Origin of the sequence: Planococcus sp. ISL-109, from assembly GCF_018613655.1 — a bacterium.
Classification (GTDB): domain Bacteria; phylum Bacillota; class Bacilli; order Bacillales_A; family Planococcaceae; genus Planococcus.
In genome coordinates this window covers 42041-63321 of the sequence record NZ_JAGGPW010000012.1, presented here as the reverse complement: position 1 = coordinate 63321, position 21281 = coordinate 42041, and the positions used below count along the sequence as shown (strand labels likewise).

Annotated in this window: 25 protein-coding genes; 11 read left to right on the top strand and 14 right to left on the bottom strand. The window is 38.5% G+C overall.

All coding sequences use genetic code 11. The features are described from left to right. Positions 1–495: 495 nt before the first annotated feature. The 5 genes from J7E21_RS10335 to J7E21_RS10315 form a co-directional block, all read right to left on the bottom strand. Positions 496–1275 (bottom strand): DUF6339 family protein, encoded by a 780-nt coding sequence (locus tag J7E21_RS10335; RefSeq protein ID WP_215107298.1) that lies wholly within the window; start codon positions 1273–1275, stop codon positions 496–498. Then, positions 1275–2159 carry a hypothetical protein gene (locus J7E21_RS10330; protein ID WP_215107296.1) on the bottom strand — a complete coding sequence of 295 codons (885 nt, stop codon included), beginning with the start codon at positions 2157–2159 and terminating at the stop codon, positions 1275–1277. The genes J7E21_RS10335 and J7E21_RS10330 overlap by 1 nt, the downstream gene beginning before the upstream one ends. Further along, entirely contained in the window at positions 2156–3949 is a 1794-nt protein-coding gene (locus tag J7E21_RS10325; protein WP_215107294.1) for a hypothetical protein, read from the bottom strand. The genes J7E21_RS10330 and J7E21_RS10325 overlap by 4 nt, the downstream gene beginning before the upstream one ends. Positions 3950–3961: 12 nt before the next feature. Beyond that, positions 3962–4189: a hypothetical protein gene (locus tag J7E21_RS10320; RefSeq protein ID WP_251047950.1), complete on the bottom strand. Its 228-nt coding sequence runs from the start codon at positions 4187–4189 to the stop codon at positions 3962–3964. A 211-nt stretch (positions 4190–4400) separates the two neighbouring features. Then, positions 4401–5552 (bottom strand): DNA cytosine methyltransferase, encoded by a 1152-nt coding sequence (locus J7E21_RS10315; protein WP_215107293.1) that lies wholly within the window; start codon positions 5550–5552, stop codon positions 4401–4403. Between the two features lie 194 nt (positions 5553–5746). On the opposite strand from J7E21_RS10315, the gene J7E21_RS10310 reads away from it, so the two are divergent. After that, a complete protein-coding gene (locus J7E21_RS10310) occupies positions 5747–6169 on the top strand; it encodes a very short patch repair endonuclease (protein WP_215107291.1) in 423 nt (140 codons plus the stop codon). Between the two features lie 35 nt (positions 6170–6204). Here J7E21_RS10310 and J7E21_RS10305 read toward each other — a convergent pair whose 3' ends face one another. The 4 genes from J7E21_RS10305 to J7E21_RS10290 all read right to left on the bottom strand — a co-directional run bounded on the left by J7E21_RS10305 (position 6205) and on the right by J7E21_RS10290 (position 9726). Continuing rightward, positions 6205–7821 carry a restriction endonuclease gene (locus tag J7E21_RS10305; protein WP_215107289.1) on the bottom strand — a complete coding sequence of 539 codons (1617 nt, stop codon included), beginning with the start codon at positions 7819–7821 and terminating at the stop codon, positions 6205–6207. Beyond that, positions 7814–8335 carry a hypothetical protein gene (locus J7E21_RS10300; protein ID WP_215107287.1) on the bottom strand — a complete coding sequence of 174 codons (522 nt, stop codon included), beginning with the start codon at positions 8333–8335 and terminating at the stop codon, positions 7814–7816. Before J7E21_RS10300 ends, J7E21_RS10305 begins: the two co-directional genes overlap by 8 nt. A 126-nt stretch (positions 8336–8461) precedes the next feature. Further along, positions 8462–8857, bottom strand: a complete 396-nt coding sequence (locus tag J7E21_RS10295; protein ID WP_215107285.1) for a hypothetical protein — start codon at positions 8855–8857, stop codon at positions 8462–8464. Positions 8858–9351: 494 nt separating this feature from the next. Next, positions 9352–9726: a hypothetical protein gene (locus tag J7E21_RS10290; RefSeq protein ID WP_215107283.1), complete on the bottom strand. Its 375-nt coding sequence runs from the start codon at positions 9724–9726 to the stop codon at positions 9352–9354. A 116-nt stretch (positions 9727–9842) separates the two neighbouring features. On the opposite strand from J7E21_RS10290, the gene J7E21_RS10285 reads away from it, so the two are divergent. The 6 genes from J7E21_RS10285 (at position 9843) to J7E21_RS10260 (ending at position 13044) form a co-directional block, all read left to right on the top strand. Next, positions 9843–10130: a YjcQ family protein gene (locus tag J7E21_RS10285; protein ID WP_215107281.1), complete on the top strand. Its 288-nt coding sequence runs from the start codon at positions 9843–9845 to the stop codon at positions 10128–10130. 283 nt (positions 10131–10413) lie between these two features. Then, entirely contained in the window at positions 10414–10659 is a 246-nt protein-coding gene (locus J7E21_RS10280) for a hypothetical protein (protein WP_215107279.1), read from the top strand. Between the two features lie 149 nt (positions 10660–10808). After that, positions 10809–11078, top strand: coding sequence for a hypothetical protein (locus J7E21_RS10275; RefSeq protein ID WP_215107277.1), 270 nt, complete (start codon positions 10809–10811; stop codon positions 11076–11078). 45 nt (positions 11079–11123) lie between these two features. Then, positions 11124–11591, top strand: a complete 468-nt coding sequence (locus J7E21_RS10270; RefSeq protein WP_215107275.1) for a transposase family protein — start codon at positions 11124–11126, stop codon at positions 11589–11591. Next, on the top strand, positions 11578–12681 hold the full coding sequence (locus tag J7E21_RS10265; RefSeq protein ID WP_215107273.1) for an ISL3 family transposase: 1104 nt from the start codon (positions 11578–11580) through the stop codon (positions 12679–12681). The genes J7E21_RS10270 and J7E21_RS10265 overlap by 14 nt, the downstream gene beginning before the upstream one ends. Before the next feature lie 42 nt (positions 12682–12723). After that, positions 12724–13044 (top strand): hypothetical protein, encoded by a 321-nt coding sequence (locus tag J7E21_RS10260; RefSeq protein ID WP_215107271.1) that lies wholly within the window; start codon positions 12724–12726, stop codon positions 13042–13044. A gap of 278 nt (positions 13045–13322) precedes the next feature. Here J7E21_RS10260 and J7E21_RS10255 read toward each other — a convergent pair whose 3' ends face one another. The 5 genes from J7E21_RS10255 to J7E21_RS10235 form a co-directional block, all read right to left on the bottom strand. Then, positions 13323–14228 carry a site-specific integrase gene (locus J7E21_RS10255; protein WP_215107269.1) on the bottom strand — a complete coding sequence of 302 codons (906 nt, stop codon included), beginning with the start codon at positions 14226–14228 and terminating at the stop codon, positions 13323–13325. A gap of 87 nt (positions 14229–14315) precedes the next feature. Then, positions 14316–15827 carry a primase C-terminal domain-containing protein gene (locus J7E21_RS10250; protein WP_215107267.1) on the bottom strand — a complete coding sequence of 504 codons (1512 nt, stop codon included), beginning with the start codon at positions 15825–15827 and terminating at the stop codon, positions 14316–14318. 454 nt (positions 15828–16281) lie between these two features. Beyond that, positions 16282–16635, bottom strand: a complete 354-nt coding sequence (locus J7E21_RS10245) for a DUF5388 domain-containing protein (protein WP_215107265.1) — start codon at positions 16633–16635, stop codon at positions 16282–16284. Further along, positions 16628–17482: a ParA family protein gene (locus J7E21_RS10240; RefSeq protein ID WP_215107263.1), complete on the bottom strand. Its 855-nt coding sequence runs from the start codon at positions 17480–17482 to the stop codon at positions 16628–16630. Before J7E21_RS10240 ends, J7E21_RS10245 begins: the two co-directional genes overlap by 8 nt. Before the next feature lie 683 nt (positions 17483–18165). After that, a complete protein-coding gene (locus J7E21_RS10235; protein WP_215107262.1) occupies positions 18166–18390 on the bottom strand; it encodes a helix-turn-helix domain-containing protein in 225 nt (74 codons plus the stop codon). A gap of 451 nt (positions 18391–18841) precedes the next feature. Between J7E21_RS10235 and J7E21_RS10230 the strand changes: the two genes are divergently transcribed. The 4 genes from J7E21_RS10230 to J7E21_RS10215 all read left to right on the top strand — a co-directional run bounded on the left by J7E21_RS10230 (position 18842) and on the right by J7E21_RS10215 (position 21267). After that, positions 18842–19333, top strand: a complete 492-nt coding sequence (locus J7E21_RS10230; protein WP_215107260.1) for a helix-turn-helix domain-containing protein — start codon at positions 18842–18844, stop codon at positions 19331–19333. A gap of 294 nt (positions 19334–19627) precedes the next feature. Next, positions 19628–19819, top strand: coding sequence for a hypothetical protein (locus J7E21_RS10225; protein WP_215107258.1), 192 nt, complete (start codon positions 19628–19630; stop codon positions 19817–19819). Positions 19820–19846: 27 nt separating this feature from the next. Next, positions 19847–20074, top strand: coding sequence for a hypothetical protein (locus J7E21_RS10220; protein WP_049694980.1), 228 nt, complete (start codon positions 19847–19849; stop codon positions 20072–20074). Positions 20075–20145: 71 nt separating this feature from the next. After that, on the top strand, positions 20146–21267 hold the full coding sequence (locus tag J7E21_RS10215) for a hypothetical protein (protein ID WP_215107256.1): 1122 nt from the start codon (positions 20146–20148) through the stop codon (positions 21265–21267). The last annotated feature ends 14 nt before the right edge of the window (positions 21268–21281 follow it).

Below are 21281 nucleotides of genomic sequence, written 5' to 3'. Positions count from 1 at the left end.
TTTCTCTTTTGCCTTCTCCAGCACCTCGGTAATCGTATTCCTCGAGCACCTACAGCTGGATGCGATTCCCCGTTTCGTCACATCTTGAGAATCCAATCTGAGAATCTCCCGATATTTGACCATAAAAAACCTCCTATGCAATTTATTTGCGGAATATTCCGCAAACTCATTATATAGGAGTGGTTCTCTCGTGTCTCAAGTGGTTCTGTTTTGTGTCCTGGGTGGTTCTAAAACGTGGCACAAGTGGTTCTATTAAATGGCTATATGCATTGCCAATTTGAAGCCTATCATTCTTCTTTCCCACTTCTTTTCAAAATCATTGTGCAGCAACATTTATGATAAATTGATTTTGAAAAAAGTAATGGGACAATGCAAAAGAGCCAAAGAAGGAAAATGACGCCTTCTTCTCTGACTCTTATAAACCATCGTTTTTGAGAATTTTTTACTTTTTAATTTTTCAACTCGTTTAAATAAGTTTTAGTATTTTATAGAAGCTTATTTCGAAATATATTGTTCAACTTTGACGTCGTTAATATATTCAATTTGAGATTCTACATAATGCCATGTTTTATCGTGGGCCTCTTTTTCATTCAATCTATCCCATATAGTAACACCGCCAACAAGATTTATATATTTAGCTATTCCTCGCAGAAACTCTCTTTTATTCTTTATCTTCTGTATTTTATTTTGCTCTTCGAGGTTTCCAACCTTCGAAATAACTTCTAGAATGGCTTTTAAAACGGTCTTATTCCGAGAAAGACTGGTTGTTTCTATCAGCAGATTTGCTAAATCTTGATAACTTAAGATAATGCGAGTGTAGTAATAAGGATCTTCTTTAGTGGAATCATGAGTCAAATGAACAAACCACCATAGCCTAGAAAGGCCGTTTCGATAAAATGTTTTATTTGTGGAACTGAAGAAATAACGGGTTTTAATAAACTCAATTTCATTTCCTTCAGCTGCACTTGCAGGCCATCTCTTACACATATAATCCCAAAATGAAGTATGGGTTAAGTACGCCCAAAACTTTTCATCTGACGCTAAGGTCAATGGCAGTTCTTCAAAGTATTCATACAGCCTTATTGCATTTTCTAAGTCTTCTTTACTTCTATTTAAAGGGTCAGATACCTCTAATTTAGAGTTTTGTTGATTATCGTCTACTTGTAACTCTTTTAAAAAATCATCATTTACAAATGAGTTATACAAAGCTATATTCTCTGTAATATTTTCTTTCAAATCATTTAGTATTGCCTCTTTCATTATCCTATAATTCATTACTCTTCATCCCCTTCCCTATTGTAGACGATATTTTCAAGCGAAATTAAAGGAGCTTCTGGAGAAGAATTAAGCAGATCATAGGAAATGCGGGTTATATCATATAAGTTTAATTCCGCTATGTTATAACCCATCTTTTGCAGTCTCTTTTCTAAAGTTCTGTACCAATCTAGACCGGCAATGTCTTCTAGTTCATATTCTTGGTTTTGTGCCATATCTTGAATATTAAATAAAGTATCAATTAATGCTGGTAAATACAGCATCGATATTAAAACCTTATTGCAATCATCTCCGTACGCCTGTAACTGCCCTACTTTTTCATAAGACGCTTCCGGAATTGCAATCTCTATCTGATTCTCATTTAAACTGATACTTATAGACGGCGCTTTAGGATCGGTAGCTTTACTGACTTTAAAAATGCTATTCGTATTTGACATCGGCTGTTTTTCAATATAAATTGTTTGGGACTCACTGAATGCTAAGATATCTCCTTTTTGGATTCCAAATTTCACACCTGTATAATCCGAGTGTGCATCTGTATTTGTGTAATTCTCAATATTCTGATCTGCTAAAATAAAAAAATTTACATCTACTTTTTTATTTAAAAGTTCTTTAGCTATAGAAATTTTAAAGTCAGGTTCAGATTTTGAAAACGTAAAACGTTGCATTGTCGAAATACATTCGAAATGAATATTGAAACTGGCTTTTTTCATTCGAATAAGATTCTGCAAGTCTGGATTGTTTAAATCTAAATGAATCTTAAATTCCAACATGTCATTTTCTTGAATTTTCTCAATGATTTCCCCCTTAAAAGAGCCTTTTAGAAAATCATCACTGACAGGATTTAAAACTGGATGAGGAAAGTTTCTAGCTTTCACCTTCATTTTGACGTCACCTCCAGAGAATATCGAGTAACCTGGTCTAAGCTAATTGTAATCGTCTTATTTTCACCCTTAATTAAGTTTAAAGGCCCCAAAACATTCTCGTTTATTTCAATTTTATTGTCTGTTTGATCTTCGATTGCCTTATAGATTTTGGCATGTTCAGTAATACTTTCACCTATCAGCTTTACCTCTATTAAGGCTTCTCCTGAAGTTATTGGATTAACCACCAATCTATATTTCCCACTTTTTTCATCTATACAAAAGGCTCTCATCCTATTAATTTCTGCCTTTGTAGTTTTATTTGCAGGTTCTTTTCGAGGTTTGCTTGGACGTGGATTTGGTATCCGTTTTTTACGTTTTCTAGCCTTTACATTACGCTTATTCATTGAATTACTGACTATTTCGATAGAATTAATTTTTTCTCTATTAGAAGTAAGGTCGATTTCTTCAGCAGGATTTTCTTCTTGATTTAAACTGGGTAATACGCCTTCTAGACCTGGCAGTTCAAGCGAATCTTTTTCATATTTTGGAGTTATAGCGTTTACTTCGTCTTTTAACCAGCTGTAAATTTCTTTCTTTAATTTTTTGGCATATTTTGGATTCTTTTTATAAAGACCAGGTTCCCAGTCATCATGAGTAGGCGGTTCCATTTTTCGCACTACCTTGTTAAGCTCTTCCCCTTCAACAATAAGGGTTCCGGCAAAGGCTTCAGGAGTTCTAAAGTGGCCTTTTTCATAAATTTTCATACCTGTTCCTCTATTTAAGGAAACTTTGTTATTAAAGCCTTTACCTTTTAATAAAAATAATTTGATAGTTTCTTCCTGGCCATCTTCAGTCTGAAATTTCTTAGGTATAATAACAGCATCAGGAGAAGTTAAGGTTAAGTAAAATTCCATACAAGTACTTTCAGGATTAAATTCAGCAATTTTCTCCACTACTTCTTTTAAGGTATCTCTATTTATAATTGTTTCTTCGACAACTACCTCAAGTGAACCATTGATTATAGCCCACATATAGTTTAAGACCGACTCTTCTATTACTACTTCTTCCCAATCTTTTCTATCCTCAAATCCAAGAATAAACTTATCAGTACCAAAATCGCCCTCTTCTCTCCTAAAGAAAGAATCCAGTTTAGATAAATCAGTTAACGGTAAAAAGCCCTTTTTATGTCCATAGAAACCAGTACCTTGTGTTGGGAATTCATTTCCACGGTTATAACTAGCAATTTTTATAACTCCTTGAAAACCTTTATTCATTTCTTTGTCTGTATTTAAAGTACCATATAGCATTGTACGGAATACCGATGCTGCAAAAGGAGCATGTTTACCAATACCAAAAGATCCGTTTGAAGTTCCGGTTTTTGCTGTATCACCAGTAGTTTTTGTCAGCCGATGAAAGTGGCTATCCGTGGTTTGTCCTACTTTTGTTAGCCCTGTTGTATTTCGGTCCCGAATTGCTAAAACTGAGATAGTTTTATTTTGCAACGCATTGTAACCCTTTTTGAAGAAAAGATAGGTGTCGTTAGAACTTTCTTTATAGTACTGAGTAGCTGTTTCGAAAATATCTGTTAGCTCAGCTATTCCCGGGATAGCTGAGCTATCTAAATCTTTTCTCTTGAATTCAACTATCGCTGGCTTATCTGTATTTTTTCGAGCATCAAGAGAATCTTGAATGACTTCTCTGGTAAGAGATTTAACTGGGTTTGCCTGAAAATACGAAATGCCTGAATCGTTTAATCCATCTTCTCTTCCTCCATTAGTGGAAGGAAGCTCCCATCCGATTTCGCTCATAATAAATCCCCCCTATTTTTTAAATTTAAAATCTGTTGTTTTTTCACTGCTTTCTTCAGCAAACTTGTTCTTTAACACCTTTAATTCATTTTCTAGTGAGTCAATAATCTGTTTTACATGCTTTTCTGTATACTCGTAGTTGTTTTTATTGGCTAAATTTCCAATCAACTGCATTTTTTTCAGTACATCAGAAACTCTTTTTTCTGCTATTCTTTCAAACTTCATCATTTTTTCATCCATTATAATCACCCCTTTTAAATAAAATATCATATTTATTTTTAAATGTAAACTACATAATTCATATATTTAAATATATGAATTATATATCATTATTTTTTTCACTTGTATTTAAAGATTATATATATTTCGTAATTTTTATCACTTGTATGAATAAATAAAAAAAGATGCAGGACATATCTCTGCATCTTTTTAAGAGAATTACTCTCTATTATTAAATTATAGTTGTTACTACTTCTTTGATAGCCACTTTCTTTTTCCCTCGAAGATTTTCAAGCTGAAGCTTCGGTGCCGGTTCTACATAATCATATTCTATTCCTGCAAATGACTTTAAGATAGCTTCAAATACAACTTGTGCGCCAAGCGGAGGTACAGCCATTCCGATCTGTTTACGAACAGCTTCTTTGCTTCCAGCAAATATAAAGTCATCCGGAAACGTCTGCAAACGGGCTCTTTCTCTGTTTGTCAGAGCGCGCAGATCTTCCCAGTGATACATATGCGTTCCACCGCCGCCACTGCCGGTTACGGTATATGCAGGACGATCCGGGTCTAAGCGTTTATAAATCGAGCTCATTCGCGCGCCTTTTACTTTGAGCTGCAAATGTTCTGGAATCCCCGGATACCATGCGTTGCTGCCTGGAGGTATATAGCTCAGCATTTCCTTTACTTTGGCCGTATGTTTCGGCATATCATGGTTCGGAGCATCTTCCGGAATAGGCGGATTTAAAATCGCTTCAGAGGCCGTTTTGTATTCAGTTGATGCAAGCGTAATCGGCGCCGGCACTTTGAATTCAATTCCTTCTTCAGCAAGATCATTGCGAATGCCGACAATGATAATGCGGTGTCTTGCTTGCGGCACACCATATTCCTGGAACTTATATAAATGAGGCGTCAGCTTATATCCGCTGTCTTCCAATTCCGTCAGGATTTGAATGAAGGCTTTTCCTTCATTGGCACTTTGAAGACCCCCGACGTTTTCCGCTACGAAAAACTTCGGCTGATAATCCTTCAGTACTTGGACCCCGTAGGTATATAATGGCCCGAATGTGCCGCCCAGTCCCTTTGTTTCGCCGACAATACTGAAGTCGTTGCAGGGAAAGCCGAAAGCAAAACAATCAATATCACCCAAAATGGATTTGTCGCCAATCGGCAAATCTTCCACAGGTCCCCAGTGTACAGATGGATCGTCTGGATTTTCGCATATATTTAATCGGAAAGTTTCACATGCTGTAGCATCGTAATCGTTTGACCAAAGATGCTCAATTCGAAACTCTTCTCCGGTTTCCGGATGAATAACCTTTGCTTTCTTTGCTGCCAAACTTAGCCCACCTGGACCGTTAAAAAGTTCGCCTTTTTTAAATATCATATGAAAATCGCTCCTTAGTGGTCGTTTTTTATACGAAAGTATGTTCTTGCATACCTCTATGCTTCTTATTATACACATTAATGAAAAAAAAGCAGCCCCCAGCCTCTATGTCAGTTTATTCTAGTTAAATCCTGGTTCTGTTTAGTGTATCCCTAATCTAACGGGGAATAGTACTAGCAAGCGAGGGATAGGCTATGACAGATAAAATCACCAAAGAGCAGCGCCGAAAAAACATGCAGGCCATTCGGTCTCAGTCGAAACTGGAAAATAAGGTTTCCCGTTTGCTTTGGAATAAAGGCTATCGGTTCCGAAAAAATGACCGGACCCTATTTGGAAAGCCTGATATTTCTATTAAAAAATATAAGGTTGTTATTTTTATCGATTCTTGTTTTTGGCATGCCTGCGAAATTCACGGAAACCAGCCAAAAAGTAATCAGAATTACTGGAATAAGAAGCTTGCTAGAAATAAAGAGCGTGATTTAGAAGTAACGGCATATTACAAAGAAAAAGGCTGGTTCATCAAAAGAATCTGGGAGCATCAGGTGAAAGAGGATCTCGAAAAAACAGCCGAGGAATTGGCCCAGTTCATCCAAAAAGCCAAAGAGCATTCTTCCTGAAGAAGAAACCCTTTGGCTTTTTGCTTTTTTGGTTATTAATTTTCCGAGCGAAGCATTTCTGCAGCTGTGCGATATCCCTTGTTCGTGAAACAAGACATGAACAGACGTTTTCTTTCTTCAATTTCAATTTCGTTATCGAGACAGTAATCCAGAAAACCCAGAAGCGCATTTGCTGTGATCAAAGCTCCTTGAATATTACTTCCAGGTATTGTCACATTGGCTTTTTCGGTGATTTTCTTCAGGTTGCGCTCACCACTCCAGTCACTTACTGTTACATAACCGAACGTAGAAATGTTCTTTCCTTTATAGCCTTGGTAGTTTGGCAAATATTCGGAACCCATATGAGAAGCCAAATGCGCTGCAAGAGGGAATTTGGGACGAAACATTTTTGCATCTATAATACAGATATTTTCCTGATCTATATGTATCAGGATTTCAATCTGTGTGATTATACCTTCTCCAACTGACTTCGGGCGCAGTTCCACTTCAAAGCCTATTGCCTTCAAAACTTCTGCGGTTTTATCTTCAAAAGTCCGGTCATTTTCTTCATTCAAATATGACTCAACAAAATCTTCATTCAAAGCTGAATACTGAGGATCAGCTAACAGCGCTGCATACTTCTGAGCTTCTCTCTCTGTCAGCTTTTGATTCAGAATCCCCGTAATTTCCTCTTCAGTCATTGTCTGAATCAACGGGTATTTCGCTAAAAGCTGATGGACCATGCGCAGACTCTTAGCAGAATTCGATGCTGGTATAATCGAGCCGAAAGAACTGGCTTTATAGCTGTCTGCATCCAGCCCGGCATGTTCAGCAAAACGTTCGGCTGAAATCAAGTAGCGCTTGCTGAATGGGTAACGCGTATCCAGTTCAAGCAGTTTCTGCGTCGTGCGTGCTTGCTTATCTGCCGGCACTCTTAATGCATCTCCTCGAAGATAATCTGCCAGCTCGGTGTAATCGCACAGCATCATGTAGGTATGCGCAACATCCCCGTGGGCAGCCGCAAAGTCACGCGCTGCTTTATCAGAGCGTTCCCGGTGCTCAAAGTCGGCTGCGATTTGCTTTTTCATTTCCTCTTTGGCTAGCGCATCAGCAGACCGGAATTCCTTAATTTTCTGTGTCACGCTGAAGAGGTCTTTATCCTGATGAGCTGTCAGCGCGAAGAACACAATCTCTTCTTTTGTCACGTAATAATCCAATTCCTTCTGATTCACTAAGCGAATCAGAAAACGTGCTGGCCGGATTTGAAAATCCTCTTCAAATTTCGGCCGGAATCCGCTGTCTAAGAAGTAGGCATTCGGAATTTGCAAAGTTAAAATTTGTTTGGTCACGTTCTCACGAACTTTAACACCTGCTAATAGCGCCAATCCAGCTTTTGTCGGCTTTAGTGTCCCCGTCTCGTCAATGTAGACATAGCTGAATGTCCGGAGCATGGCGGCCCATGTCCGTCCGCCGGAACCGTCATTGCTGATGTTTTGCCGTTTCAGTTCGTCATTTGCCAGGACTTCCTCGTAGCGTTTATGCAAGGTACGCTCCCCAGACCATTTTACAGTGAAATTGTTCGTGGCTGTCTGCAATGATCGCAACGCATCCTCGTGGAATTTCGGATCACGTTCTGGACGAGTGATAAACCATACTTTTCTTTCATTACTCATTGTCTTCCTCCTGTTCTGCATTGCTGCCTGAATTTAAGATTGCTCGAATTTCTTTCAAAGCCTCTTCCTCGGAAGCATCCAGTTTATTATTGGCGCTTAAAATTCCCCAGTAGGTAACTAGATCTTGAAACAGCACCTCTTTAGACTGAATGAAACTGGAATCGAGGAAATGAGCATCATTTTCCATCGCTACTTCATTAATCGTACTTGCAGTTTCAAGTACATCAGAAGTGAAAATATCCGAAAGAAAAGCTCCGTCAATTTCGGTGTCTGTTTTCTGTTTATGGCTGACATTCGCGACTGCAAGAATTCGAAGAAAAGAAGAAATCTGAAGATCTTCCGTATTGCGGAAAGAATTGTTAAACCAAGTTTCAGCTCTTCCGGTTCCCTCGCTCAAGTCTCTGTGAGTCAGCTGGACTTCTTTTGACTTCAATTTCTCATCAAAATTCGTCATCAGCTGGTATATCGCAGCTCGTTTGATCATTTTCTGTACAATAGAAACGTTGATAAGCACTCCTCTTTTCGTTTGTATTAGGCCTTATCAAAAGAATAAATCATAAACAAAAGCAAGAAGTGACCTTATAAGGTCATTTCTTGCTTTTGTTTGAAATTTTATTTTCTACAGTTTTCTGTTGTGATATCAGTCTCTTATGACTCCAATTACTTGAATTTTAAGGTTTTCTGCTAACTTCCGGATTTCGGACAAGCTTAGCTCCCCTAAATCGACACTATCAGCTGTATATGTATTTCTTGCGAAGAGAAGGGTTCCCGCTAAACGGAGCACCGTATCATCAGGCGCTGTAACTTTAAAAACTGGCTTTCCTTCTATAAACATTCCGCGATCACTTACGACGATGGCGATATCATCACTATAGTCGACGATATCAATGCCATCACACTCAAGTACTGTGTTGATTTTCTTCATTTGTGCTGGACCGGTTGCCGAAGGTATCTTTTCTATTCTTGCGAAGGGACTCATTTTTTCCACATCAAATCCAACTATATAAACTTGAATTTCTTCAGGTAAAGGACTCATTTCATCACCTCAAAAAAAGTAAAATTTCCAGAAATACGGATTACCCGAGCTAGATTTCCTGCACATTTATGGCTATATCTTTAGAGCTGTTCATTTCCTTCAAGTACTCAAGAACGCATCTTGAATTAACTGTAAATCTCAAAACTTGAGACCTCTTCTTTACAATTTACACAATAGCCTCTTCCATTAATCAATGGAACCGGACATCCGCATTCACAGGTCCCCATTATTTTTACTGATTGATCTAAAGGAACAAATCTATTTCCGCAATACTTGCATTTTTTCATATAATGATTATTTTCTTTGCTGCACTTAGAACACTTCAATGTCATGACCTCCTTTTGAATTTATTCTCGCCAGGTTAGATTTGTTTATTTCTTCTAACCGAAAGCATGCTATTTGAAGAATATATTAATAATTCATAGGAAATGAAACTTCTTACTTATACATATTGTAATGAAGTCATTTATGCTTTAAGTCCAATATACTGTATCCTATTGATATTCTCTGATTAGATTTTTAATACTAGTTAAGGATCCTCTGCCTAAAGCTTCGTAATAAGCCACATGTTTTTCAACTGCTCGCAATGCAACAGTTAATTGGTTGTTCCCATAATCTCTTTTTATTCCATCTAAATAAAACTTTGTGGCCTTTTGATTGATCGTTCGCTTATACTCTGATCCTTCCATCATTTTACTGAATACGTAAATGTAATCTCTAGCTGAAGTTTTATTCATTTGTGCATTATCCACTAGGTGTTCAATCGCTAGATTTTTTTCTAATTCTAAATGATAAACTTTTCTAGCAACATGATACGCACGTTCAATCGTTTGATCATTGATCACTTTGCGACGGGTCGTTAACTCCATATATACTCCCCCAATATTCTTAATATTTAAAGAGTATCATAAAATATTGTAGCTGGGTCTTCGCATTTATTTGTAAAATGTGGCTATATAGTATTTGAAGTCAGGAGGTGATACTCATGAATAAAGAGAAATTACGCTTTGCCGTAGCCAAGGAGATAGATAGAGGGAATAAAATAATCTCTGAGAATGATTTTGGTGTTACTGAAGAACAGTTTGATGTAGCTGTTGGGTTTTTATCTAGAGAAGATTACTTGAAAGGTTTTTCATATGGCGATGACAGACCTATATTTATTGATGGTGCAGCGTATTTAACAGAAAATGGAGAGAACTACTTAAAAGAGAAGAATGGATGGTCAAGAACATATAACAGCTTAAAAGAAATAAGAGACTGGTTAAAATTATAGTCATTTTTTAAGTAGTGCAGTTTATATTGCACTACTTTTTTTGACTCTCTCCTCTTCATTATAAGATCGAATTGAAGGTAGTTTTCAATGGATAACTTCATACGAAGTAAGCAAAATCGAATAAAAGTCTTCGCGTAAAAATAGCGATAACACCGTTATTCCTCTGTTATCTATTTACCTTTATCAATCATGAAATGACAACTTTTGATTGATGTATAATGCATTTAGAAGCAAAAGATATTTATTTCATTTCTGAAGAATAAATCTATAGAGGGGGTAAAAAGTGGAACATAGAATTTTTAACACAGAGGTTATATTAGTAGAAATTGAAAAAAATAAACCTTTCGGTAATGGGACATGGTCTGAAACATGGGATTGGGAAATTATAATGGCTAACTATGAAGAAACCTATAAAGGAAGAGCTGTAGTGGATAGCAGGAAAGTTAATCTTCCATGGAGAGAATTAAACAGTATGGACCCATTGACAGAAATGATTGAGGCTTGCAAATATTATATGGAAACTCATTAAAACACAAAGTAACTCTCTTGATGTTTCCAATGTAGTTGTGAATTCACGGCTTACTTTCATGGTCATTTAAATAATTACACGATAAGAAAAGTTAACGTTCAGCAAATTTGCTAAGAGAGATAAAAATTTAAAAAATGGAGTGTGTTTTAATGGAAAAAGGATTTAAAGAATATTTAAAACAAGAAGGAATTAGCAATCCAGAAAATCCTACCAAGTCCGATATAAAAAAAACATTGCAACTTCTACCCTCTTCCGCAATTGCAACTAATAATGTATTAGATGAAACCTTGATTAAAGAGTATTATAAATACCTTACAGGTGCACTACCTACCATGATGAAAACGTTGAATGATTTAGCATCGCAAAGTGGTTCTTACGCTTTTTTGGTGATGCTTCTTTTTATTGTTTTTTGGGTATAGGAATACCAAAAACTTGAAAGGTCGCTGAACAAGATGAAGATATCAATGGAAGAAGCCCTTTTCCATTTAGACGAAAACCTCCATCTTCTTTATCATAACCAGACAGAAGAAGAACTCTTTTTCATTGTTGAAGTCCAATCCTTATCGGCCCTATGCCCCGTTTGCCATCAGCTTTCTCGTCGTAGCCACAGCCGGTATTGCCGGAAAGTGGACGATTTGCCCATTACGGACCGACATGTTCATTTTCAAGTCCTGATTCATAAATGGTTTTGTGATAACCCGGATTGTTCTACAAAAGTTTTTACGGAACGGTTAGCTTGGCTTCAACCTTATAAAAGAAAGACCGACCGTTTAGAAAATTTGATTGAAAAAATCGCTTTTTCCACGAATTGTTTAACTGCGGAAAAAGTTTGCCGGGCGATGCACATTCCCCTCAGCCACGATACATTGCTCAGACGAGTCAAAGCAGCTTCAGTTGAACTCACACCGTCGCCCTTTCGTGGGCATCGATGATTTTGCTTTTAAAAAACGGTTCACTTACGGAACCCTCTTCATCGATTTACAGACGCGTAAACCGGTGGATATGTTAGATACACGACAACCTACTGAAGTAACAGAGTGGCTCCAAAAACACCCGGAAATTGAGTTAATTACCCGTGATGGCTCCAAACTTTATGCCGCAGCTGTTAAAGCAGCTTCTCCAACCATACTGCAAGTGGCAGATCGCTGGCATCTTCTCCACCAGTTATTCGACGCGCTTAAGAATACAATTGGTACGATGTTGCCCGCTAAATGGGTGCCACCAGGCACCGCTGAATCAGTTTCCAATCAAGATGAAGTAACTATCAAATTGCGCAAACATGAACTGAAACGCATTCAGAATCAAGACCAAAAGTGGAGCCGTATCCAACAGGTCCAATCACTTTATAAAGAAGGTTATTCCAAAGCCGACATTCAGCGGCAGCTCGGTCTTTCGTTTGCGACAGTAGCTAAGTATCTGGATTATACAGAAAAGCCAGAAATTCAACGTACTTCTGCTTTCCAACAATTTCGTCCCTTAATTCGCACATTGATTTTAGAAAAACGACCGAGTGGATATATTGAAGAAGCTTGTCGTTCTAACGGATTCAATGGGTCAATCTCGACTTTAAATAATATGATTTCCAATGAACGGAAACAAGCAAAAAAAGGAAGGCCAATAGCGATTTCAATTCGTCAGAAGGTCATTCATATTCTTTGGGATACTGAAAAAGCGAAGCATCTCGAGAGGATTAACAATCTGCACCCTGAGATATTGAAGACTTTTCCACAACTCATAGAGCTCGATGAGCTTGTTCATTCATTTCGAAAATTGGTTAAGGAGAAAAAGACAGTGAATCTGATGGACTGGTTGGCAAACATAAAGTTAGCAGATTTCTCTTTTGTCCAATCCTTTGCCAATGGCATCCTCCAGGATTTGAGCGCAATCAAATTAAGCATCGAAAAAGATTGGAGCAATGGCCCGACAGAAGGACAGATAAATCGTCTAAAAATGATTAAACGTATGATGTACGGGAGAGCTGGTTTCCAAGTATTGAGGAACCGAATTCTTTACCAGTGGTAACTATTTTGAAATAACACTCCCGATTTTTGACTAGGGTGATAAGTGACTTCCCCAAAAAAGCGTAAGAACCCGCAAAGTTTAGGAAAAGATGTTATAAGATCCTTTGAAAAAAGAATTGATGCATTAAATAAAAGATACGAAACTGAAAAAGACCAAGAATTAATAGAAAAGATTCGAGAAGAACTATCTGAAGTATATGACAGAATAGAAAAAGAATCAGACAAACAAAGAGATTGGTTAGAAAAATTGGCACTTGGTGCAATGGGTACAGCTGTGGTCCTTGGAGGAATTGCTATTAGTATCAAACATAAAGAAACAGGCAAAAAAATTATGGAAGAAGGAATAAAAACCATACAAAGATAAAATATTGTTGTTCTACAATTAATTGGCGCAATTTTTGAATAGATATGTTTAAAAAAGAGTGGCTTTGCTACTCTTTTTAATTTCCCATTTTTTTAAAGTTGAGATGAATACGGATTTCATTGTACGATTCCATGAAGAGTAAGTGAAATCGAAAAAATCTAATAGGGAATAATACCTTAGGTTCTGACATTCCTCTATTACTTTAATTGAATTGAACCCCTAATGGGACACTTTCTAAAGTGTGTCCCATTAGGGGTTCAATTCAATTAATCCGGCACTCATTTATAACGCTCAAAAACCAGCTTTAAAGCCGATGTAAGCGACGCAGGTGTAATTCCCAATAACCCCGCCATTTCATCAAACGACTTCTCCTGGACCTTGTAGAGATCGTAAATATAAGCAATCCGAACCTCTTCCGTCTTAAACGACTTCGGCAACAGAGCAGTTAAGCCAGAATAAATATCCTTCATGTTGTTCCGCACATAATCCGGTCCGTATTTCTTATCCGATGCGACCAGGTAATCATGCTCACGGAAAACAGCTCGCTCCATCGCCTGGACAATCACCGCTATTTCTGTAGGATCCTCGAAAGTTAACTGCCAAAAAACAGCCTGAGACGTCACAAAGTTCATTTCCACTCGGTCACCCAAATCACGAAAATTCCTGCTCCTTAACTTTTCAATCTCCCGCATTCTAAATCCGGCCATCGCAAACAGAAAATAAAGCTTCGCATTCAACATCAAGGTCGGATATTGCAGCACCTTTTTCTTTTCCAACGCAAACTCCGAATACAGAAGCTGTGCCACCGGTTTCTCAATTACCAATTCATATTCAAATTTAGGCATGAAATCAACCGGCACCTTACCGACCTTCCACAAATAATGAAAATACTGGCGAATATGGGACAATTTCCGTTTGACTGTACTCGCTTTCAACCCTTTCGCCTTCTCTTGATCCAAATATGCCCGGACATCGGCAGGTTTGATTTCATACGGCTCCAGTTGCTTGTTATTCCGCAGGTTCAAAAAGCGAACAAAGGACTTCAGCAACTCCAATTCTGTCACCAGCGTACCAGGAGAAATGCCTTCTTTTAACCGATACTCTTCATAGCCATACAACATCTTCATCCCCCTGCCCTTCTTTATATGTATTTTAACAGGTTCAAAGAAAACTCCCAAAACCAATACACTAACCTACAAAAAAATTACTAACCTAAAAATAAAGACCCAAAATAAAACACGTATACAGATATGTATTGGCAGACTGGACACTTACGAAGAATTGAATTTTTTTCCAGGTAAAGACTGGTTTTCAGAGAACTTCGTCAGCAACGTCAATTGATTTTCAAGTTCCCATAAGGCACTTGCATTCTCACGCGATCCGTTCATTAAGTTAATGGCTTCGTAGTACAGGGCACGGTGCTGCTGGTTGTATTCGAGGGCACACTGAAGAAGCACCGCGACAGAGGTCAAGCCGGTCTGTGCACTGCGGCCTTTTCCGATTCGTTTGATGAGGAGTTTCTTGGATTTTCGGATGACTTCGTTAAACGTGCTGCGAGGAATGCCGACCGCTTCGCACACGGCACTCTGTGTTGTCCATATAATTGGCTGGACCGTACTAGTTTCCGATTGGATGTAGGCCAGCAGGTCCCCTTCCCATTCGTCGTAATGGCTACGGACACGATCTTTCCGTTCCTTCTTGAATTTGTACCAGCCTCCAAGGTGGTTCGTCACGGGTACACTCTTCCCAGGTAGCCAGGCCTCTAGAAGTTCCTGGATATAGGCCTGGCTTGCGCCTTTGAAGCGGCCCTTGTAGGCGCTCTTCACGATTTTCTGGACCTCACTGTGTCGTACAGGCGTTTCCAGAGAGGAATTGTATTCATCCAACAGGTCCAGTGTCTCCCCCTGCCCTTTCCCGGAGCTATAACAGGCCAGTGCTAGCGTATACATCAGGTTGTCACGTCCGATTTGTCCTGAGTTTCCTTTCACGTGACGTGTAGCCAGTAACTCTTGGAACCATTCAGCGTGTGTTGGATCAAACGCCTCCCCTTTCGATTCCACTACAAATAGCCCGCGGTTCTGGTCATCGTCCTGCCGTTTCGACCAGGCAATTAGGTTGTGCATGGAAAAGACCATCTTGTCGGAGAACCAGCGGACGTTTTCTTCCGAAGGCATACGGAAAAAGCCAAAGTCATTGCAGGAAAGATCCACGCCCTGCAAAACCTCGGCTAAGCTGCGCCGGATGTTCTCGGAAATGCGTTTAGCCACCTTCAAGCCCCGGTAGTCGTTCTGGTTGCTGATGAACAGCGGCGTCTCCAACACAAAATAGACCTGGAACCCTTTCGGAGTCTCCAGGACCATGGTCGGAATTCCCACGCTGTGATCGAGTGCAGCGGTCAGGATTTCCGTATACGGCTGCTTCTTCGTATCGATGTCGACAACGAAGGTATTGATTTGCTGCAGGTTCGTTTCGGTATGTCCCTTGAGATGCCGCCTTTCTTTATCGCTATACCCTAAGTAGTTATGCACATTGGGGGTCCAATGAGAAAGTTCAAAAGAATCCTCCAAGAGAGTCTCTTTCGATGTAACCACATACCCCTTTACACCAGATGATGTAGATAGATCTTCCTTAGAACGAACTACTCCTATAGCACCCTTTTTGTGTATAGATATTTTCTTACTGGCTTTTAGTATTAGAGGAAGGGAGGCAGAAGAACCGACTTTTTTATAGGCAGCTAAACCCTCATGTAGAACTATATCAATGATACTGAAAATCTTTTTCATGCTCTTCTAACTCCCTTCTAAATCGCTAACTACATAAAAGATTCTAGTTATTTTTAAATTATAGAAGAGCTTAACCCCTTATACAACAAGGCTTTTCAATGTTATTCAAAGTAATCTACAAATCTATAAATCTACAAGTCTACAAATAAATCAATCTACATATCTACTTTTATTTTCTTCTTCCAATTTACAAGTCTACAAATCTACAAGTAGATTTGTAGACTTTACAGATTTTAAAAAAACGCGCCATAAAGGAGTTTTGACCGTATTATAAAAGTAAAATCTACAAATCTACTTGTAGACTAATATAAAAGTAGATAAATCTCTATTTATCTTAAAACTTCAATCTACAAATCTACAAGTAGATACATATACAAATTTACAAATAGATTTGTAGACGATTTTTTATACGCAACCAAATTAAAAAAGAGAGAAAATATGAATTATTTTCTCTCTACTTATTATTTGATTTACTTTTGTATAAATCGAGAATAATCTCTAATTGTTTCTTTTCATCCTTAGATAGAATATTCGAGACGTATTCATCAATTAGAACATCTGTTAGCTGATCGACTGTATCGGCGATTCCCAAGGTAACCATAGCATTTAGCTTGTTTTTCATTGCAACACTCACACGGACTGTAGTGGTTTTTTCTGCTACAGTTGGAGTATTTTTAATAACTGGTTTTTTTTCGACAGCTTCTTCTTTAATTTGTTCTGGAAGATCGTTTGATGAAAAAATTGTTCTAGGAGTTAAGGTCTGGCTACGTTCAATCTTTTTTGGTTTTCTTTTAAGTAAGTCAGACATCTATATTCGCCTCCCGTGGAGTAGGGAAATCTGCTGAATCTGTAACAGCCTTTAATCTCTCTAAAAATTCATTAGCAACATTGGTATAATTAGAAATCACATTACGATCATGCATATCATCCTCAGTTATTCCTGTCATATCAAATCTCTTCAGTCTTTCCATATTCTTTACAATACCTCGAAATAGATTATGCTCTCCAAACAATTCTTTAGCATTTTCTAAAGTTAAGGTGTCAACTGCTGCCTGATTTTTTAGAAGCACTGGCAATATTCCCAGGATATCTAAGTCTGCATCATAGTCATCTATTAATGTTTGAAGATATTTCGTAAATGCCTCAGCTCCCTGTAAACTGCGTTCTTGTGTTTGTAAAACAACAACTACATATTGTGAAGCATATAAAGCCGAATCAGTAATTATTGAAAACGTCGGAGGTACATCAATAAAAATAAAATCAAAGTCTTTCTTTAATGGCTCAAGCAATGAAGAAAAGAATTGAACTCGATCAACTTCAGATGGGAACTTTTTCTCTAAAAACTTTGGATATAGCGCAAAGTCGCTGAAGCTGGGAAGTAAGTATAAATTTTCTTTAATCGGTGTAACAATACTGCCTAAATCTTCACTTTGAATAGCAGACATTAGTGTCTTTTCGAAACTAATGATTTCATCCTCCAAATGAGTTTTTGTTCGTAAATAAAGGCTTGTGGCATTTGCTTGTGGATCCTGATCGCTTAGCAACACTTTATACCCCATATTCGCTAGACAATAAGCAATCATAGTACTATTTGTGGTTTTGCCGGTACCACCTTTAAAATTCCCGAATGTAACTATAGTACACGAATTGTTCATTCTTACTCCTCCTTATTTAAAATCTGGTAACTATTGTTATATCAATTTGTAGATTTGTAGACGACTAAATAAAACTGATAAATTTAATCTAACACTGTTAAACCATACATACAATGAAATATCGAGGAAACATTAATATTTTCTCGATTAGTCTACTTGTAGATTTATAGATTTGTAAATTAGTCTACAAGTAGACTAATCTTATACAAATTATGTGTCATAACTGCGCACCCCTTCAATGCAGGCAATCCGAAAACATTGAGGCTCTATAAGCCGCTGACAATTCGACCTTTGGTAGTGCAATGGTATTGCTATTGGTACTTGGTATAACAAGCCCAGCATCGATTACTATAGAGATTGGGGCGTCCAAAATTCATCGAACCAGCTTCTTTCACACAGGAATCAAATTTACGCTAAGGGCTTTTATATAGATACATGCTGACGACTTTGGCAATTTTTATCATCGGATGGATGTGACTGAGATTTTTCTACACGAGAGGGGAATATCACTCGAAGAAGATCTGAACTCTGCAAAATTCAACTTGGGCCAAGGTGAGAAATAAAGTTAAATTACTTTTAGTAAAGCAACTTTAGAGCAAACCAAAAGGGCTGAGAAGTGATTCTCAGCCCTTTTTATATTTTCTTTTATTAAGACTTAAATTTTTTCTTGCTTAGTAACATACTTAATCTTCAAACATCTTATGGTTAAAAAACTCCGATAAAGTCATTCCAAAACCATGGGATATCTTTTTAATCGTACTAATCCGTGGAAACTTAGATCTACCAGCCATGATTTCAGATATGGTTGATTGCTTAACGCCAGAGCGTTTAATCAATTCATTGGTTGTCCATCCTCTTTCTTTTAGTAGCTGCTGTATACGAGTCGTTACGGCCTCATCAATTTGCATACAATACCTCATCTCATTCACATTCTAATAAATATCTCGAATTTTCAGACGCGACAGGGTTCGCATGTCATTCAGAAATCTTTAATCCAAGATATTTTACCATCAAACGAGAAGTGCTAACAATGGTAATAGACCTTTTTCCAGAAAAAAGATCAAAAGTTAAAAATGATCAGATGGTCATTGCTAGGGGGGTGTATCTTCCTAATGCTTGCATTCGAGAACTTCCTATTTTAAAAAACTCGTTACTTTTAACTCCCTTATCCGATGATATCCCCTGTTAAATTTGATAAACAGATTCTTCTGAAAAGCCTAATGTTAAGGCTTTCCCATACTTTAGTATCAGTATACCGTTTTATTTAACAGTATACTGTTGTAATAATATCGGTATACTGTTAAACTCTGACTAATCAACCACAACACCCCATGATTCGATAGAAGGGAGGGGAAGGAAATGCCAGTATGGTTTGGCGACTGGATCAAGGAACAACGGGTGGCACTGGGCATTTCTCAGTCCGAGTTATCCGATAGGACAGGCAAACAGATTCCGCAAAGTACCATTAGCATGTGGGAGCAACGGAAGAATGAGAACCCTTCCGCCCAAAATGTAAAGCTGCTTGTGGAGTCACTTGGAATATCAATGTATAACTTTCCCTGGGAACATGTACTGTTCAAAAACAAGAACACTGAAACGAGGTGCAATCAGATGACAGAGCGGTTTTATCTATATGAATTAGCATCGGCATCCAGTTTAAGAACGTTTGAAGGAAAAACGTACGAATTGAAAGGCGCTATCGGCGTCGAGAAAGAGTCCGGAGACGTTCGGCATATCACGGATCTCTATTATCGAACAAGATCAGTGATTTCAGACAAACAGCTTCTGGCTAAAAGAAAGCACGCTCATGACGAATTATTGAGAGTAAATGGAATCAAAAAAGTGAAATAAGCACTCAGTAGCACACCCTTAAGAACAGTAAGCAAGACAAAAAACAACTTCATAATACGTGTCTGTCGCAACTGGCAACTTGCGGTATGGATATACGACGAAATGGTTTGGCCAAAGTCTCCTAAAATTGGCTGTTGTTTTGTTGCCAGGTTATAGTTCTCGGTTACCTAAAAACCTTGTGCGTTGCAGCTATAAGCTGCATAGAGTTAGCGAATGAACCTGCTAGAAATTCGCCTATCATTACTGTTCTTAAGGGTGTGCTACTACCAAACAATTCGAAAGGTGGTTTTATGAATGGCAGCAACAAAAGAGCAAAAGGAACTGAAGACGAATGCTGAGGATCTCTTGGCATATAACGGCAAAGATTACGACGACTGGTTGGAGGAAAAGCACCAGGAAGTGATTGCGGAAAACATTCCGTTGTTGATGAATCTTTTAAAGAAGGAACGAAAAGCCGTTAGTCCTGGCTCGGCTTCACAAAACTAAGAGACAAATGGCAAGGGAGAGTTTTATATGGATGGATTAATCGAAACCGGTTTAAGTATATTGGAATGGGCGCAACGATTAGGCTTAATTGCTGCAGCTATCGCTTTTTGTATCGGAGGTTTCACTTTAATGCTGGGCGGAGACCGCGGACGTGGGAAAGCCATCGGTTGGTTTATCGGTGCAGCAGTCGGATTGGTCATCGTGATGGGGGCTTATGGTCTTGCAGAAGGCATCGACAGCAACATTAAATTTTAATAAGTACTCAGGAAGAGCCGCTCCGAAATGAGTGGCTTTTTTCTATTAATCGGTTAAAGGAGAGCTGCTAGATGTTGAAAATATTATTTGTAGGCGCACCAGCGGACTCAATACCGAATCACGAAAAAATGGAGTTTGACCGAGCGGTTGCACTGACGCACGAATTGGAATTGAGTTATCGCAATGAACAGCGGGGAGCAGCTGCCGAGTTTTTTGTGATTGGCAAAGACGGCCTGGATCTCTATAAAGGCGTGTTCAACTTCGGGTCCTATGATTACCCGAACATTTATCATCAAATCAAAGACAAGGCAACGAAGATCCGCGTGGATAAAGAAAAACAGGCCGACAAGCTCTTTTTGCTTGAACAGATTGAAAAGCTGACGCCCGAAGAATTTAAAAAAGAAGAAAAAATAGACCGGATGTTAATCAATGTCGATAAAGACCGCATTTCCCGTTTGAAAAAGTGGCAGCGAATCACCGTATACTCACTGGCTGCCGTCCTAGGAGCGGGGCTGCTGTTCCTAGGAGTTTTGTATTTCCTGCAGAAAGCTCAGTATGAGGAAGCCCTGGAGGAAGGACGCAGCATTGTCAGTCAGCAGGAGGAAACCATTGAACTTTATGAATATGGCCTTTTAGGAGAAGACGAAGAGTTCCTGAAATCTCTCGAAACGAAGGACGAATTAACCGAAAGCCAGAAACGTATACTGGCCACTCTTTATTTAGAGACATCCGAATTCGAAAAAACCGTTCATATCATGGGCGATACCGTATATGTGGAAACGCTCATCCTGAAGAATCCACAATTGGACAAAGAGGAAAAGATTAAGAAAATCAACGAGTTCAACCAGCTGTATCCAACAAACGAAGCGCGATTCGATTTGGCTTACTTTGAAGGGGATTACGAACTGATGATGAACCTCCCTTCTATTAACATGACGGTTGAACGTTCTGAAATGAAAACTTACGGTCTCCTGAAGCTCGGGAAGATCGAAGAGGCGAAAGTGGAACTGAACAACAACAATAGCGATGAATTAAAGCAGAAAATCGATTTGTACGAAGTGCTGACAGCCGAAATCAAAACGCTTGAGACAAACTTAGCAAATGCAAAAAAAGACGCGAAGAAGGATGACAAGGCGATTAAAGACATCAACACGGAACTGAAAAAGAAAAAAGACGAACTCGCTGCACTTTAGTTGAAGAGGGGAGA

Excerpts from the sequence above, each read along its gene's own strand:
- J7E21_RS10220 (WP_049694980.1), top strand. The coding sequence starts at position 19,847 with ATGGATGGATTAATCGAAACCGGTTTAAGTATATTGGAATGGGCGCAA.
- J7E21_RS10320 (WP_251047950.1), bottom strand. The coding sequence starts at position 4,189 with ATGGATGAAAAAATGATGAAGTTTGAAAGAATAGCAGAAAAAAGAGTT.
- J7E21_RS10230 (WP_215107260.1), top strand. The coding sequence starts at position 18,842 with ATGCCAGTATGGTTTGGCGACTGGATCAAGGAACAACGGGTGGCACTG.
- J7E21_RS10275 (WP_215107277.1), top strand. The coding sequence starts at position 10,809 with ATGGAAAAAGGATTTAAAGAATATTTAAAACAAGAAGGAATTAGCAAT.
- J7E21_RS10250 (WP_215107267.1), bottom strand. The coding sequence starts at position 15,827 with ATGAAAAAGATTTTCAGTATCATTGATATAGTTCTACATGAGGGTTTA.
- J7E21_RS10305 (WP_215107289.1), bottom strand. The coding sequence starts at position 7,821 with ATGAGTAATGAAAGAAAAGTATGGTTTATCACTCGTCCAGAACGTGAT.
- J7E21_RS10310 (WP_215107291.1), top strand. The coding sequence starts at position 5,747 with ATGACAGATAAAATCACCAAAGAGCAGCGCCGAAAAAACATGCAGGCC.
- J7E21_RS10335 (WP_215107298.1), bottom strand. The coding sequence starts at position 1,275 with ATGAATTATAGGATAATGAAAGAGGCAATACTAAATGATTTGAAAGAA.
- J7E21_RS10330 (WP_215107296.1), bottom strand. The coding sequence starts at position 2,159 with ATGAAGGTGAAAGCTAGAAACTTTCCTCATCCAGTTTTAAATCCTGTC.
- J7E21_RS10315 (WP_215107293.1), bottom strand. The coding sequence starts at position 5,552 with ATGATATTTAAAAAAGGCGAACTTTTTAACGGTCCAGGTGGGCTAAGT.
- J7E21_RS10240 (WP_215107263.1), bottom strand. The coding sequence starts at position 17,482 with ATGAACAATTCGTGTACTATAGTTACATTCGGGAATTTTAAAGGTGGT.
- J7E21_RS10245 (WP_215107265.1), bottom strand. The coding sequence starts at position 16,635 with ATGTCTGACTTACTTAAAAGAAAACCAAAAAAGATTGAACGTAGCCAG.
- J7E21_RS10295 (WP_215107285.1), bottom strand. The coding sequence starts at position 8,857 with ATGAGTCCTTTACCTGAAGAAATTCAAGTTTATATAGTTGGATTTGAT.
- J7E21_RS10285 (WP_215107281.1), top strand. The coding sequence starts at position 9,843 with ATGAATAAAGAGAAATTACGCTTTGCCGTAGCCAAGGAGATAGATAGA.
- J7E21_RS10225 (WP_215107258.1), top strand. The coding sequence starts at position 19,628 with ATGGCAGCAACAAAAGAGCAAAAGGAACTGAAGACGAATGCTGAGGAT.
- J7E21_RS10270 (WP_215107275.1), top strand. The coding sequence starts at position 11,124 with ATGGAAGAAGCCCTTTTCCATTTAGACGAAAACCTCCATCTTCTTTAT.
- J7E21_RS10290 (WP_215107283.1), bottom strand. The coding sequence starts at position 9,726 with ATGGAGTTAACGACCCGTCGCAAAGTGATCAATGATCAAACGATTGAA.
- J7E21_RS10235 (WP_215107262.1), bottom strand. The coding sequence starts at position 18,390 with ATGCAAATTGATGAGGCCGTAACGACTCGTATACAGCAGCTACTAAAA.
- J7E21_RS10215 (WP_215107256.1), top strand. The coding sequence starts at position 20,146 with ATGTTGAAAATATTATTTGTAGGCGCACCAGCGGACTCAATACCGAAT.
- J7E21_RS10325 (WP_215107294.1), bottom strand. The coding sequence starts at position 3,949 with ATGAGCGAAATCGGATGGGAGCTTCCTTCCACTAATGGAGGAAGAGAA.